We start from the raw sequence: 14,700 nt of genomic DNA, 5'->3' as shown, positions 1-14,700 counted from the left end.
GTGGGGACGGGGTCCCGCCGGGGTTCCGGCGGGGCGGTTACAGCAGGGTGAAGGCGCCGTCGCGGATGATCTGGACCACGGGCTCCTGGGTGACCTCGCCGCCCTCGTCGATCGAGATCGGGCCGAGGATGGAGTCGAACTCGAGGATCTGGCCGAGGTTGTCCTTGATGGCCTCGCGGTTCGCGTCGCAGTCGGCGCGGACGGCCTGGTCGATCAGGAACGCGGCGGTGTACGCCTGGGCGGCGAACTGGTCGGGCGCGCGGCCGAACTTCTCGGTGTAGTTCGCGATGAACTCGGCGTTGCCGGTGGTGTCGGCCGCCGCGCTCCAGGCGCCGCCGACGATGAGGCCCTCGGCGGCGTCCTCGAGGGCGCCGACCAGGACGGGGGAGTTGAAGGCGTTGCCGCCGACGATGGGGGCTTCGATGCCCAGTTCACGGGCCTGCTTGACGAGCGGGACGGTCGCGCCGGGCAGGGCCGAGAGGATGACGGCGTCGGGCTCCGCGTCGAGGACGCTGGTGAGCTGCGCCGAGAAGTCGGTGTCGGTGGTCTCGAAGGTCTCCTCGGCGACGATCTCGATGCCCTCGTCGGTGAGGACGTCCTTGATCGTGTTGAACGCGGAGGCGGTGAACTCGTCGGCGCTGTCGTAGAGCACGGCGACCTTGGCGAGGCCGAGGGCCTCCTTGGCGGCCGGGATGCTGGCGGCGAGGGCGACCTCCTCGGGCAGCGAGGCGCGGAAGATGTAGTCGCCGATCTCCGGGATGCCCTCGGCGGTCGTGGAGACGCCGAGCGCGGGCACGCCGGCGCTCTGCGCGTCGGTGTAGGTCGTGAAGGCCATGTTGGAGAGGGTCGGGCCGACGATGGCGCTGACCTTGTCGCGGTCGATGAGCTTCTCGAAGGCGGCGACCGAGCCGTCGACGGTGGTCTTGTCGTCCTCCTGGATCACCTCGTAGGTGATGCCCCCGGCGGCGTTGACCTCCTCGAACCCGAGCGCGAGTCCTTCTTGCTGGTAGGCGCCGGCGAACGCGGCGGCCTCGGTGAGGCTGAAGACGGCGCCGATCTTGACGGTCTCGTCGATGGTGCAGTCGGCGCCGGTTCCGGAGCCCGAGAGGGCGCTGTCGGAAGAGGCGTCGGTCGTGTCCTGGGAGACACAGGCACCGGTCGCGAGCAGGGCGGCAACGGCCAAGGCCGCGCCAGTGGTGGATTTGAGGCGCATGTTCTTCCTTGATCGGAAATGATGATGAGAGAGGCTGGTGGGGTCTTTGGTGGGGAAGCCACCCTCTCGTGGGGGATAGGGCGGCACGCAGGCCACCTTATAAGGACGGTCGGGGACGCACAAGACCGGACAAGAATAAGTTTTGTCAACTAGTGGGCTTTACCGTGCTCATTAAGGGAGAACACCGCGCTGTCGTCGAATTGCTCCGAACGGGCGTACGGACGACAGTGCACAGTAGGCGGTCGACTGATCACGCTGCGTGCATGGTGCGTCGCGCTCCCGGCCCTGATGATGTGACCCGCATCGCGTCTATCCTGGGGAGGTGGCTGTCAACGGTGTGAAGACGTACCAGGTGAAGACGTACGGCTGTCAGATGAACGTGCACGACTCCGAGCGGATCGGGGGCCTGCTCGAAGCGGCCGGGTACGTCCCGGTCGCGGCCGACGCCGCGCCCGACCTCGTCGTGTTCAACACCTGCGCCGTGCGCGAGAACGCCGACAACAAGCTGTACGGCAACCTCAGCCACCTCGCGCCCGCGAAGCGCGAGAACCCCGACATGCAGATCGCCGTCGGCGGCTGCCTGGCGCAGAAGGACCGCGGCGACATCGTCGCGCGCGCCCCCTGGGTCGACGCGGTCTTCGGCACGCACAACATCGGCTCGCTCCCGGCCCTGCTGGAGCGCGCCCGGCACAACCGCGCCGCCGAGGTCGAGATCCTCGAGTCCCTGGAGACGTTCCCCTCCACGCTGCCCACCAAGCGCGAGTCGACCTACTCCGGGTGGGTCTCGATCTCCGTGGGCTGCAACAACACCTGCACGTTCTGCATCGTGCCCTCGCTCCGCGGCAAGGAGAAGGACCGCCGCCCCGGCGAGATCCTCGCCGAGGTCCGCGCGCTCGTCGCCGAGGGCGTCTCCGAGGTGACCCTCCTGGGCCAGAACGTGAACACCTACGGCGTCGAGTTCGGCGACAAGCTCGCCTTCGGCAAGCTCCTGCGCGCGACCGGGGAGATCGAGGGCCTCGAGCGGGTCCGATTCACCAGCCCGCACCCCAAGAACTTCACCGACGACGTCATCGCCGCCATGGCCGAGACCCCCAACGTCTGCCACTCCCTCCACATGCCGCTCCAGTCCGGCTCGGACCGCGTCCTCAAGGAGATGCGCCGCTCCTACCGCTCCACCGCGTACCTGGAGATCATCGACAAGGTCCGCGCGGCCATGCCCGACGCGGCCATCACCACCGACATCATCGTGGGCTTCCCCGGCGAGACCGAGGAGGACTTCCAGGCCACCCTCGACGTCGTCGAGAAGTCCCGCTTCTCCAGCGCGTTCACGTTCCAGTACTCGATCCGCCCCGGCACCCCCGCCGCGACCATGGACGGGCAGATCCCCAAGGCCGTCGTCCAGGAGCGCTACGAGCGCCTCGTCGCCCTCCAGGAGCGCGTCTCCTGGGAGGAGAACCGCCGCCTCGAAGGCACCGAGGTCGAGGTCCTGGTGACCGTCGGCGACGGCCGCAAGGACGCCGCCACCGGCCGCCTCTCGGGCCGCGCCCGCGACGGCCGCCTCGTCCACTTCAACGTCACGCCCTCCGACACCGACCCGACCGGCAACGCCGAAGGCGTCCGCCCCGGCGACGTCGTCACGACGGCGATCACCTACGGCGCCCCGCACCACCTCGTCGCCGACGGGAAGGTCCTCACCCACCGCGCCACCCGCGCCGGCGACGCCTGGGCCGCGGGCAAGGCCACCAAGCTCCCCGGCGTCTCCCTCGGCATCCCCACCATCGGCCGCAAGCCCCTCCCGAAGGCCGAGGGCCCCGGCTGCGCCTGCTGAGGCGCGGGGCCTCGCCCCCGCCCAGGCCTGTCCTGTGCGCCAGGACAGGCCCGGAGACGGCCTCGAACGCCGTCAGACGAGCGAGTCCTCCCACTGGCGGTGCAGCGTCGCGTACTCGCCGCCGTGGTCGATGAGCTCGTCGGGGCGGCCGTCCTCGATGATCCGGCCGTGCTCCAGCACCAGCACCCGGTCGGCGATCTCCACCGTCGACAGCCGGTGCGCGATGATGATCGCCGTCCGGTCCGCCAGGATCGTGCGCAGCGCCCGCTGCACCAGCCGCTCCGAGGGGATGTCGAGCGAACTCGTCGCCTCATCGAGGATGAGGACCCGCGGGTCGGCCAGGAACGCCCGCGCGAACACCACGAGCTGCCGCTGGCCCGCCGACAGGCGACCGCCGCGCTTGCGCACGTGCGTGTCGTACCCGTCCGGCAGCGCCTCGATGAACTCGTGCGCGCCGACCACCCGGGCCGCCTCCACGATCCGCTCGCGGCTCGCGCCCGGCAGCCCCAGCTCGATGTTCTCGGCGATCGTGCCGTTGAACAGGAAGTTCTCCTGCGTGATCATGACGATGTTGCGCCGCAGGTCGGCCTCGGACAGCTCCCGCAGGTCCACCCCGTCCAGCGACACCGAGCCCGAGACCGGGTCGTAGAACCGGCTCACCAGCTTCGCGATCGTGGTCTTCCCCGCGCCCGTCGCGCCCACCAGCGCCAGCGTCTGCCCGCCCGCGATCCGCAGGTCCAGGCCCGGCAGGACCACCTGGTCCTCCCGGTACCGGAAGTGCACGTCGTCGAAGCGCAGCTCGCCGCGCGCCACCGCGATCGACCGCGGCTCCTCGGGCTCGGCCACCTCGACGGTCTCGTCGAGCACGCCCGAGAGCTTCTCCAGCGCCGACGTCGCCGACTGGAGCACGTTGTAGAACTGCACCAGCTCGTTCAGCGGGTCGAAGAACCGCTTCATGTACAGGAGGAACGCCGCCAGCACGCCGAGCTCGGTGTTGCCCTGCATGACCTGCCAGCCGCCGAACAGCAGCACCACCACGGTGGCGAGGTGCCCGATGCCGCGCATCCCGCCGGACATGAACGCGTTCTGCTGGTGGCCCTTGGCCTGCGCGTACTGGTTGTCGGTGTTCAGCCCCGCGAACAGCTCCCGGTCGCGCGGCTCGCGCCGGTACGACTGCACCGCCCGGACCCCGCCCATCGACTCCACGAAGTAGACGATCAGCAGCGCCACGGTCTCGCGCGCCTTGCGGTACGCCACCGCCGACACCCGGCTGAACCAGCGGCCCAGCAGCAGCATCAGCGGGAACGTCAGCAGCGCCACCGCCGCCAGGAGCGGGTCGATCACCAGCATCACGATCGTGATCGTGACGACGTTGAGCGCGGCCAGGACCAGGTCGTCCACGCCGTTCTCGGTCATCTCCCGGATGGCCTCCATGTCGGAGCTCTGTCTGGCCGTGACGCGCCCCGAGGTGAACCGCTCGTGGAACGACACCGACAGGTCCTGGAACTTGCGGAACACCCGGTTGCGCAGCGCGAACAGCATCGCGTTGCCGACCTTCGCCGACTGCGCGATGTACAGGCGCACGCACACGTACTTCAGGACCGACACCACCGCGAACACGACGGCGATCCCGATCAGCAGCGAGTAGTCGCCGCGGTCGGCGATCGCCGGGATCGCGTTGTCGATCCCGAACATGACCAGCAGCGGCGTCGCCATGCTGGTGAAGTTCTGCACCACCAGGATCGCGCACAGGAACGCGATCCCCTTCTTGTGCGGCCGCATCATCCAGCCCAGGAGCCGGCGGCTCTGCAGCCGCAGCTCCTTGATCGACTCGGCGTCGTCCACCTCGGCGCTGGTCCGGTCGGCCTCGGCCGACTCGGCCCGGCCGCGCCAGGACGCGTGCTTGTCGACGGGCTGCTCGGCGCGCCGCTCCAGCTCGTCCTCGGTCGCGCCCTCGACGTCTGCGACGCCGCTTCCGGTCGCGGTCACGCCGCCACCTCCTCAGACTCTGCGGAGAGCACGTCGACGTACTCGGGACTGGTCGCCATCAGCTCGGAGTGCGCCCCGAAGGCCGCGATCCGGCCCTCGTGGAGCAGCGCCACCTTGTCGGCCAGCGCCACCGTGGACGGCCGGTGGACGACCACGAGCGCGGTGGTGTCGCGCAGGACCTGCGCCAGGGCCCGCTCCACGAGCTCCTCGGTGTGGACGTCGAGCGCCGACAGCGGGTCGTCGAGGACGAGCACGGCCGGGCGCACGACGACGGCGCGGGCGAGCGCGAGGCGCTGGCGCTGGCCGCCGGACAGGGACAGGCCCTGCTCGCCGATGCGGGTGTCGAGCCCGTACGGCAGGTCGTAGACGAACTCGGCCTGGGCGACGCGCACGGCCTCCTCGAGGTCGCGCTCGTCGGCGTCGGGGCGGCCGAGGGCGAGGTTCTCGCGCACGCTCATCGAGAAGAGCGTGGCCTCCTCGAACGCGGTGGTGACGACCGAGCGGAGGTTCTCCAGCTTCAGGTCCCGGATGTCGGTGCCGTCCAGGAGGATCCGGCCTGCGGTCGGGTCGTTGAGGCGGGAGGGCAGCGACACGAGCGTGGTCTTGCCCGAGCCGGTCTTGCCCGCGATGGCGACGGTCTCGCCGGGGTTCACCCGGAGGTCGACGCCGGCGAGGATCTCGCGGCTGTCGTCCTCGAACGCGAACCGCACGCCCTCGAAGACGAGTTCGCCGCGCACCTCGCTCCGCTCGATCACCTTGGCGTTCGGGCGGTCCTTGATGGCCGGCTCGGTGTCGAAGACCTCGTAGACGCGGTCGGCGGCGGTCATGGCCTCGTTGCCGTGGGCCATGACCCAGCCGGTGGCCTCGATCGGCCACAGGAGGGCCAGCTGGAGCATGATGAACGCGGTGAGGTCGCCCACCGAGAGGGTGCCGCCGGCGACCATGGTCGCGCCGAGCACGAGGACCGCGCCGACGGCCGCGGTGGCGATGGCGTCGTAGCCCGACCAGGACCGGGACGCGATCATGCTCTTGAAGATGCTGCGCGAGCGCAGCTCGGCGGCCTCCTTCTCGAAGCGGGCCGCCATGAGCGGGCCGCGTCCGAGCGCCTTGATGGCGCGGATGCCGAGCGCCGACTCCTCGGCGGCGCTGGAGACCTCGCCGGACTGGTCCTGCTCGGACCGGGCCGCGGGGAGGTACTCGCGGAAGAACTTGCGGCCGATGAGGAACAGCGGGACCGCCGAGGCCGCGACGATGAGGGCCAGCCGCCATTCGATGAACAGGAGCTGGCCCATGATGATGAGGATCATCCCGGTGGAGGTGATCGCGAAGACCAGGCCGCCGGCGAAGAAGCGCCGGATCATGCCGAGGTCGGAGGTGACGCGGGCGAGGAGCTGCCCGGTCTGCCACCGGTCGTGGAACCCGGTGTGGAGCACCTGGAGGTGCTCGTACAGCGCGCCGCGGATGTCCTTCTCGATGGCCATCGCGGTGGTCGTCTGGAAGTAGCGCCGCGCCAGCTGGAGGATCGCGTCGGCGGCGCCGAGGACGGCGATGGCGCCGACGATGGCCACGAGGCCGCGCATGTCGCCGTGGTGGATCGGCCCGTCGATGGCCCGGCCGACGAGCGGCGGGATCGCGAGGCCGGACACGATGTTGAGCAGCACCATCGACCACAGCACCGCGAGGCGGTACCGGTACGGGTAGAGGTACTTCCTCATCCGCCACAGGTTCGTCAGCGCCGTCCGACGTTCCGGGGGGAGGTCTGGTTCGGATGCATCTGGAGTTTTCAACCGCTCTGAGCCCACCGCTCCAAGTTACGAGCGGGGTGTGACTTCCGGCAATCGAATTTCACCTGCCGACCGGTAAGTAACACGAGTGTGAACGGCATCGGGCACCGGACCCGTTGCGCCGCAACGGGTCCGGCAAGCGCTATAGCGACGGAATTTAACATTCGCCGTCTCACGGAGCGGGCAGGGACTACTCCAGCAGATCCGACCGAAGCGCCTCGACCCGGTCGAAACCGGTCGCCCGCACGTACTCGGCGAGCGAGCCGAAGCGCTCGCCCATCTCCGCGATCGTCTCCAGCATCGCCGCCGCCGGCGTGGTCAGGCCGCTCTCGTTCTCGGGCCGGCCCAGGTTCGCGTCCCGCCAGGTGCGCCACCGCGCGATCCCCACGTTCGACAGCTCGTAGTCCCGGGCGATGTCCGCCTCGTCGACGCCGAGCACCGACAGGAGCGCCGCGGCCACCAGGCCCGTCCGGTCCTTCCCCGCCATGCAGTGGAACAGCACCGGCTCGCCGCTCGCGATCACGTCGAGCGAGTCGCGCACCGCCTGGTAGCCGGCCTCGTACATGCCCGAGTACCGCTGCCGCAGGAACGGCACCACACCCGCCCCGGACGGGTACCCGCGGCCGATGTTCTCCCACTTCACGTGCAGCAGCTCGAAGTGGTGGAACTCGACGCCGTCGACCTCGGGGAACCGCCCCGCGACCTCCCACTCCTCGGCCCGGCGCAGGTCGATCACGTGGCGGACCCCGAGCCGGTTCACGAGCAGGTCGAGGTCGGCCTCGGTCACCATCCCGAGGTTGTCGGAGCGGAACACCCGGCCGGACCGCACCTTGCGGCCGTCCGCGGCGTCCCAGCCGCCGACGTCGCGGAGGTTGAAGACCTTCTCGGCGTCGATGAACTGCTGGGGGAGCGTTTCGAGGGTCATTCGGGTGCCTTCCCGTCGGGGGACATGGTCGGTGGGGCAGCGCGAACGGCGCGGACCGGAGCGGTCCACGCCGTCGTAGCCCTGTCCCATTATCCCGATCCGACCGCGAACGCACTCATGCGTCCGGACCGCCCCCGGATGAACGGCGGGTGTCGCTTACTTGGTTCCCTCCGCAAGCTGCAGGCTGCGTTACTTGGTTCCTTCCGCAAGCTGCAGGCGGTGCTACTTCGTTCCCTCCGCAAGCTGCAAGAACTGCTTCTTCCCCGCGAGGTCGGCCTCGGCCTTCTTGATCCGGCCGGCGTTCCCGTCGGCCTTCGCGCGGGCGAGCTTCTCCTCGGCCTCGGCGACCTGCTGGCGCATCTGGAGCAGCAGCGGGTTCTCGTCGACCGGGACCTTGCGCCACGCGGTGTCCAGCGCGTCGCGGAGCTTGTCCTCGACGGTGCGCAGGCGCCGCTGGAGCTTCGCCTGGTTCTTGCGCGGGACCGCGCCGATGTCGTGCCAGCCGGCCTGGAGCTCGCGGAACGCGTTCTGCGCCGCCTTCGGGTCGGCCTCGATGTCGAGCGCCTCGGCCTGCTTGAGCAGCTCCTCCTTGGCGGTCTGATTCGCCTCCAGCTCCGCGTCGCGGGCCGAGAACACCTCGGAGCGCGCGTTGAAGAAGACGTCTTGCGCCGCCCGGAACCGCTTCCAGGCCTTCTGCTCGGCGTCCGGCGCCAGTCGCCCGGCGTCCTTCCACTCGGCCATGAGGCCCTTGAGCGCGTCGGCCGTCGGCCCCCAGTCCTGCGAGGTCGACAGCTCCTCCGCCTTGGCGATGAGCTCTTCCTTCTTCTGCCCGATCACCTTGCGCTCGGCGTCGAGCTGCGAGAAGTAGGCCCCGCGGTGGCGCGTGAACGTGTCGCGCGCGGCCGAGAAGCGCCGCCACAGCTTCTGATCGGTCTTCCGGTCGACCCCGTGGATCGCCTTCCACTCCTCGATCATCTCGCTGAAGCGCTGCCCCGACGCCTTCCAGTGGCTGTCGCGGGACGCCAGGTCCTCCGCCTCGGCCACCAGGGCCTCCTTGGCGGCGACGGCCTCGGCGCGCTCGGACTCCTTGGCGGCCTTGAACTCGCCGAGCTTCTCCTCGGCGTGCTTGGACAGGCCGTCCAGGCGGGTCGCCAGGCCTTCGACGTCCCCGACCACCGCGGCGGTGTCCAGGCCCTCGCGGAGCTTGCGCAGCTGCGAGGCCGCCTGCTCCACGTCGGCCGACTCCGAGTTCAGTCGCGCGGCGATGAGATCGACCTCGACCACGAGGTCGGCGTACTTGCGCGCGAAGTGCGCGAGCCCCTCCTCGGTCGAGCCGGCCTGCCACGAGCCCACCGCGCGCTCGCCGGAGGAGGTCTTCACATAGACCGTGCCGTCGGCGTCGATGCGGCCGAAGCTGGTCCAGTCTCCGAGGTCACTCATCGCGGTAATCTCAAATCCTTCACACGAACTTAGGGACGTATTTCCCGTACCTTACGGTGGGCGGCGGGTCGCCGCCAGCCGGGGCGGGGCCGCCCGACTCGAGGGGGTCATGCAATTGAGGAGCGAACTCGGCGGCACACCCACCCTACAACCGCCGGTGATCGCCGTCGTAGGCCCCACCGCGGCGGGCAAGACCGCCCTCTCGGTCGCGCTCGCGGAAGCCCTCGGCGGCGAGGTCGTCAACGCCGACTCGATGCAGCTCTACCGCGGGATGGACATCGGCACCGCGAAGATCACCGCCGAGGAGGCCCGCGGCGTCCCCCACCACGTCTTCGACGTCCTCGACGTCACCGAACCCGCCGACGTCGCCAGCTACCAGCGCCTCGCCCGCGACGCGATCGAGGCCGTCCGCGCGCGCGGCCGCCGCCCGATCCTCGTCGGCGGCTCCGGCCTGTACGTCCAGGCCGCCCTCGACGAGATGGAGTTCCCCGGCACCGACCCCGAGATCCGCGCCCGCCTCGAAGCCAAACTCGACCGCGACGGCTCCGCGGCCCTCTGGGACCGCCTCAAGGAGCGCGACCCCGCCGCCGCCGACGCGATCCTGCCCTCCAACGGCCGCCGCGTCGTGCGCGCCCTCGAGGTCGTCGAGCTCACCGGCTCCTTCACCGCCTCGCTCCCCGAACCGCGCGCCCACTTCGACGCCGTCCGCATCGGCGTCGACCGCGACACCCCCGCCCTCGACGAGCGCATCGAGCGCCGCGTCCAGACCATGTGGGACGCCGGCCTCCTCGACGAGGTCCGCGACCTCGAGTCCAAGGGCCTGCGCGAGGGCCGCACCGCCTCCCGCGCCCTCGGCTACCAGCAGGTCCTCGCCCACTTCTCGGGCGAGTACGACGAGGACGAGGCCTTCCGCCTCACCGCGCAGGGCACCCGCCGCTTCGTGCGCCGCCAGCGCTCCTGGTTCAAACGGGACGGCCGCATGGAATGGTTCGATGCGGCCGATCCTGAGCTCTTCGCGAAGGCGCTTACGCGCGCGGGTTCGGAGCCGTCGTCTCCTTCGGGTCGGTGATCGCCACCGGCGCCAGGAGCTCGTTGATCTTGGTGTAGACCTCCTCCGGCAGCTTCACGCCGACGGCCTTGACGTTCTCCTCGACCTGCTCGGGGCGGGTCGCGCCGATGATCGCGGCGGAGACGTTCGAGTTCTGGAGGACCCACGCGAGGCTGAGCTGCGCGATGGTCAGGCCCAGCTCCTCGGCGATCGGGCCGAGCTGCTGGACGCGCTCGAGGACGTCGTCCTTGAGCCAGCCCTCGACGAAGCGGCCGAACTGCGGGTCGGCGCCGCGCGAGCCCGCGGGGGCCGCCTGGCCGGGCTTGTACTTGCCCGACAGCACGCCGCCGGCCAGCGGGGACCACACGATCTGGCCGATGCCCAGCTCCTCGGAGGCCGGGACGACCTCGGCCTCGATGACCCGCCACAGGGCCGAGTACTGGGGCTGGCTCGACACGAGCTGGATCTTCAGCTCCTTGGCGAGCTCGGCGCCGGCGCGGATCTGATCGGCGGTCCACTCCGAGACGCCGATGTAGTGGGCCTTGCCGGCGTGGACCACGTCGGCGAACGCCTGCATGGTCTCCTCCAGCGGGGTCTCCACGTCCCAGCGGTGGGCCTGGTACAGCTCCACGCGGTCGGTCTGGAGGCGCGTCAGGGAGTTGTCGATGGACTCCTTGATGTGTTTCGCCGAGAGGCCGCGGTCGTTCTTGCCCTTGCCCATCGGCCAGTAGACCTTGGTGAAGACCTCGATGCCGTCGCGGCGCTGGCCCTTCAGCGCCCGGCCGAGGACCTCTTCGGCCTTGCCCTGCGCGTACACGTCGGCGGTGTCGAAGGTGGTGATGCCGGCGTCGAGGGCGGCGTTGACGCACGCGACCGCCGCGTCCTCCTCCACCTGCCCGCCGTGGGTGATCCAGTTGCCGTAGACCAGTTCGGAAATGACGAGGCCAGAGCGGCCGAGATGACGAAACTCCATGGGTACAGAGCCTACCTGCCGTGCGGCTAGGGGCAAACGCAAGCATGATCACAGCGTCCGCGCGCTGCCCGCGCGCGCCTGGTGTCTAGAGCGGGCCGTCGTCGATGGAGACGGCGCCGTCGAGCTGGCGCATGGCCTCGGCGCGGTCGACGCGGGCGGGGACCAGCTCGTTGCCGTCGAACCCGAGGGCGCCCCACGAGTACCCGTCGGTGACGAGGAACCCGGCCGGGTGGACCTCGATGCGCTGGTACCGCGGGGGCACGACGACGCGGCCGGTCTTGTGGACGGCGAGCACGCGGCCGCGCTGGGCGGCGACGGCCACGCCGTTGACGAACCCGGTGACGGTGCGCCCGTCGGCGGTGGGGGTCTCCATGGCGCCGTACAGCATCGGAACGACGACGGTGCCGGTCTTGTCGATGGCGCCCCAGTCGGCCTGGCAGACGGCGGCGACGCCGCCGCGGAAGTCCCCGGCCTGGCTGAACGCGGCCTGCACGACCGGGCGGCCGTCGTGGCCGAGGTAGCCGAAGCGGCCGGTCTGGGGGTCCTGGAACCGGTCGGGCGCGGGATGCCCGGCGCGCTCGGCCCAGCCGCGGGGCGGCGCGCCGAAGCCGTACTTGGCGGCGTGCTCCTCGATGAGGGAGAGCGCGGTCTCGACGATCTGCATGACGAACCCGTGGGGGTTCTGCTCGGAGGCGCGCTGGACGTGGATGAGCGACTCGGTGATGCGGCCCTGGGCGATGCACGAGAGCCCGGCGTAGGCGCGGACGGCGCCGGTGAGGGTCCGCGGCAGCTCGCCGGCCTCGGCGAGGGCGAACAGCTGGTCGGCCTCCTCGTAGCGGCCGCGCACGCGCAGGACCTGGGCGAGGCGGGCGCGGGCGGGGGCCAGGAGCAGGTCGGCGCCGACGGCCTCGGCGTACTTGACGGCGGCGGCGGCGTCGACCTCGGCGCCGTCGAAGTCCCCGAGGACCCGCAGGACGACGGCCCGCACCCCGAGGAGCCGCGACTGGTCGGCCTCGGAGGCGTGGCGGGCGAGCCGGAGCGCGGCCTCCTCGCGGATCTGCTGGAGCGCGACGGTGTCGGCGATGGCGTGGCGCATGGTGGCGCGATCGAGTGGGCCGAGGGCGCGGAACAGCCCCGCCCGCAAGTCCGCCGCGACATCAACCACGTTGACTACTTTCCGGGGTCAGAGAGGGCTACGTCAGTTTCGAGGGTAAGCCATCGCGACCGGGGAGGGACAGTCGAGCGACCCCGGGCACGATCGCTTGTCGAAGGCGGGGCCGGGCGGCCCCGCCCGCTCATTTGACGATCTTGCCGAGGTCGTCCTCGGTGGCCTTGTAGCTCATGCGCGCCCGCGGGTTCCGCATGGAGCGCGGCATGATGCTCCGCTGGATCGCGTACCAGTAGAGGCCGCCCATGCGCTGCGTGGTCTTCGGGAAGCGCTTCAGCACGATGCGCTTGACCTTGCGGCTGAGGAAGATCGACTCGATGACGATCGCGCCGGTGAGCGCGAGCAGGCCGATGAACAGGTAGCTCTGGAGCTGGACCGTGCCCGCGGTCGAGAAGATGAGGATCGCGAAGGCGCCGAACATGTAGTACTGGCCGATGGACCAGCGGGCGTCGACGATGTCGCGCACCAGCAGCCGCTCGGCCCCGCGGTCGCGGGGGAGGTGGTACTTGTCGAAGAGCGGGTCGCCCTTCCACTGGCCTTCGGCGATGCGGCCGCGCTCGGCTCTGACGTCCTCGCGCGCCTGCTTCTTCTGCTCCTTGGTCAGGGGGCCGGACTTCTTGACGGCCTCCCGCTTCTCCTTGTTGGTCAGCGGGGGGTTCACCGGCGGCTTGGCCTTCGACTGGTTCGGCCGCTTGGGCGTGGCCTTCCCCTTCTTGTCCGTGGCCGAAACCGGCTTCGGTTCCTCGGTTTCAGGAGCTTCCTGTACGGACTTCTTGGCCACGGACGATCGGCCTTCCTCAACTCGCTGCGGGCGGTGGTCCTCCAAGCATACCTACGCCCGGAACACGGCTATTTCGTGACAGGTCGCTCGATCTTCGCGCCGAGACCGAGGAGCTTCTCCTCGAAGTTCTCGTAGCCGCGGGTGATGTAGCGGTCGACGCCGTACACGCGCGAGGTGCCCTCGGCGGCCATGGCCGCGATGAGGTGGCTGAAGCCCGCGCGCAGGTCGGGGATCTGGAGGTCGGCGGCGTGGAGCTTCGAGGGCCCGGCGATGACGGCCGAGTGCAGGAAGTTGCGGCGCCCCCAGCGGCACGGGGTCCCGCCGAGGCAGTCGGAGTACAGCTCGATGTTCGCGCCCATGCGGCGCAGCTCGGAGGTGTAGCCGAAGCGGTTCTCGTACACGGTCTCGTGCATGATCGACAGGCCGTCGGCCTGGGTCAGCGCGACCACGATGGGCTGCTGCCAGTCGGTCATGAGGCCGGGGTGGACGTCGGTCTCGAGCGCGACGGGCTTGAGCGCGGTGCCCGGGTGCCAGAAGCGGATGCCGCCCTCGACGGGGTCGTCGTCGACCTCGTACGCGCCGCCGATGGAGCGGAACACGTTGAGGAACGTCATCATGTCGGCCTGCTGGGCGCCGCGCACGAAGACGCTGCCCTCGGTCGCGAGCGCGGCGGACGCCCACGAGGCGGCCTCGATGCGGTCGGGGAGCGCGCGGTGCCGGTAGCCCTTGAGCTCGTCGACGCCGACGATCTCGATCACCCGGTTGGTGTGGACCTTGATGATCGCGCCCATCTTCTGCAGGACGCAGATCAGGTCGATGATCTCGGGCTCGATCGCGGCGTTGCGCAGCTCGGTGGTGCCCTTCGCCATGACGGCGGTGAGCAGGACCTGCTCGGTGGCGCCGACGGACGGGAAGTCGAGCTCGTAGCGGATGCCGTGGAGGCCGTTGGGGGCCGACAGGTGGGTGCCGCTGGCGTCCTTCTCGACGACGGCGCCGAACTCGCGGAGCGCGTCGAGGTGGAAGTCGATGGGGCGGCCGCCGATGTTGCAGCCGCCGAGGTCGGGGATGAACGCGCGGCCGAGGCGGTGCAGGAGCGGCCCGCACAGCAGGATCGGGATGCGGCTGGTCCCGGCGTGGACGTTGATCTCCTCGACGCCGGCGGACTCGACCGAGGTGGGGTCCATGTAGAGCGTGTCGCCGTCGAGCTCCACGTCGACGCCGTGGACGCGCAGGAGGCCGGTGACGACCTCGACGTCGCGGATCGCGGGGACCGAGCGCAGCACCGAGGGGGAGGTGCCCAGGAGGGCCGCGACCATCGCCTTGGAGACGAGGTTCTTCGCCCCCCGGACGGTGACGTCCCCTTCGAGCGGGGTGCCGCCGTGGATGATCAGCATGTCTTCTTCGGGGGTGGCGTCGGTGCTGCTCAACAGATCTCCTCGGATGGAGTGGAGTACTGGTACGGAAGCCGGGATGCGTCTCTGCAAATCTACGGCCTGCAAGCGTCGCCGTGGGTGCGATGGCCGGTTCCCGGCGAAGCGTCGTTCACCGGGC

At 70.3% G+C, this 14,700-nt stretch carries 11 protein-coding genes; 2 read left to right on the top strand and 9 right to left on the bottom strand.

Translation table 11 applies throughout. The features are described 5' to 3' along the window. Window positions 1-37: 37 nt before the first annotated feature. Window positions 38-1,213, bottom strand: coding sequence for an ABC transporter substrate-binding protein (locus ABD419_RS05305; protein ID WP_344482731.1), 1,176 nt, complete (start codon window positions 1,211-1,213; stop codon window positions 38-40). Window positions 1,214-1,535: 322 nt separating this feature from the next. Here ABD419_RS05305 and miaB point away from each other — a divergent pair, with 322 nt between their 5' ends. After that, window positions 1,536-3,041: a tRNA (N6-isopentenyl adenosine(37)-C2)-methylthiotransferase MiaB gene (gene miaB / locus ABD419_RS05300; protein ID WP_344482728.1), complete on the top strand. Its 1,506-nt coding sequence runs from the start codon at window positions 1,536-1,538 to the stop codon at window positions 3,039-3,041. 72 nt (window positions 3,042-3,113) lie between these two features. Here miaB and ABD419_RS05295 read toward each other — a convergent pair whose 3' ends face one another. The 4 genes from ABD419_RS05295 to ABD419_RS05280 form a co-directional block, all read right to left on the bottom strand. Then, the gene (locus ABD419_RS05295; protein ID WP_344482725.1) at window positions 3,114-5,030 is read right to left on the bottom strand and encodes an ABC transporter ATP-binding protein; all 1,917 of its coding nucleotides are present in this window, start codon (window positions 5,028-5,030) and stop codon (window positions 3,114-3,116) included. Beyond that, the gene (locus ABD419_RS05290) at window positions 5,027-6,745 is read right to left on the bottom strand and encodes an ABC transporter ATP-binding protein (RefSeq protein ID WP_344482722.1); all 1,719 of its coding nucleotides are present in this window, start codon (window positions 6,743-6,745) and stop codon (window positions 5,027-5,029) included. Before ABD419_RS05290 ends, ABD419_RS05295 begins: the two co-directional genes overlap by 4 nt. A gap of 259 nt (window positions 6,746-7,004) precedes the next feature. After that, complete coding sequence (locus ABD419_RS05285; RefSeq protein ID WP_344482719.1) at window positions 7,005-7,739, bottom strand: tyrosine-protein phosphatase; 735 nt, start codon at window positions 7,737-7,739, stop codon at window positions 7,005-7,007. 222 nt (window positions 7,740-7,961) lie between these two features. Beyond that, window positions 7,962-9,179, bottom strand: a complete 1,218-nt coding sequence (locus ABD419_RS05280; protein ID WP_344482716.1) for a DUF349 domain-containing protein — start codon at window positions 9,177-9,179, stop codon at window positions 7,962-7,964. Window positions 9,180-9,288: 109 nt separating this feature from the next. Here ABD419_RS05280 and miaA point away from each other — a divergent pair, with 109 nt between their 5' ends. Continuing rightward, window positions 9,289-10,248 carry a tRNA (adenosine(37)-N6)-dimethylallyltransferase MiaA gene (miaA, locus tag ABD419_RS05275; RefSeq protein ID WP_344482713.1) on the top strand — a complete coding sequence of 320 codons (960 nt, stop codon included), beginning with the start codon at window positions 9,289-9,291 and terminating at the stop codon, window positions 10,246-10,248. On the opposite strand, the gene ABD419_RS05270 is transcribed toward miaA, so the two are convergent. From ABD419_RS05270 to murA, 4 genes are all read right to left on the bottom strand, one after another. Beyond that, on the bottom strand, window positions 10,205-11,200 hold the full coding sequence (locus ABD419_RS05270; RefSeq protein WP_344482710.1) for an aldo/keto reductase family protein: 996 nt from the start codon (window positions 11,198-11,200) through the stop codon (window positions 10,205-10,207). The genes miaA and ABD419_RS05270 overlap by 44 nt on opposite strands. An 85-nt stretch (window positions 11,201-11,285) precedes the next feature. Continuing rightward, entirely contained in the window at window positions 11,286-12,365 is a 1,080-nt protein-coding gene (locus ABD419_RS05265) for a WG repeat-containing protein (RefSeq protein WP_344482707.1), read from the bottom strand. A gap of 130 nt (window positions 12,366-12,495) precedes the next feature. Continuing rightward, window positions 12,496-13,149, bottom strand: a complete 654-nt coding sequence (locus tag ABD419_RS05260; RefSeq protein WP_344482705.1) for a DUF3043 domain-containing protein — start codon at window positions 13,147-13,149, stop codon at window positions 12,496-12,498. Between the two features lie 68 nt (window positions 13,150-13,217). Beyond that, window positions 13,218-14,543 (bottom strand): UDP-N-acetylglucosamine 1-carboxyvinyltransferase, encoded by a 1,326-nt coding sequence (murA, locus tag ABD419_RS05255; protein ID WP_344483447.1) that lies wholly within the window; start codon window positions 14,541-14,543, stop codon window positions 13,218-13,220. Window positions 14,544-14,700 lie beyond the last annotated feature (157 nt).

Source organism: Glycomyces endophyticus, from assembly GCF_039531525.1.
Taxonomy (GTDB): domain Bacteria; phylum Actinomycetota; class Actinomycetes; order Mycobacteriales; family Micromonosporaceae; genus Glycomyces; species Glycomyces endophyticus.
Note: the sequence above shows the minus strand (reverse complement) of the source record. Positions and strands in the feature narration are given on the sequence as shown.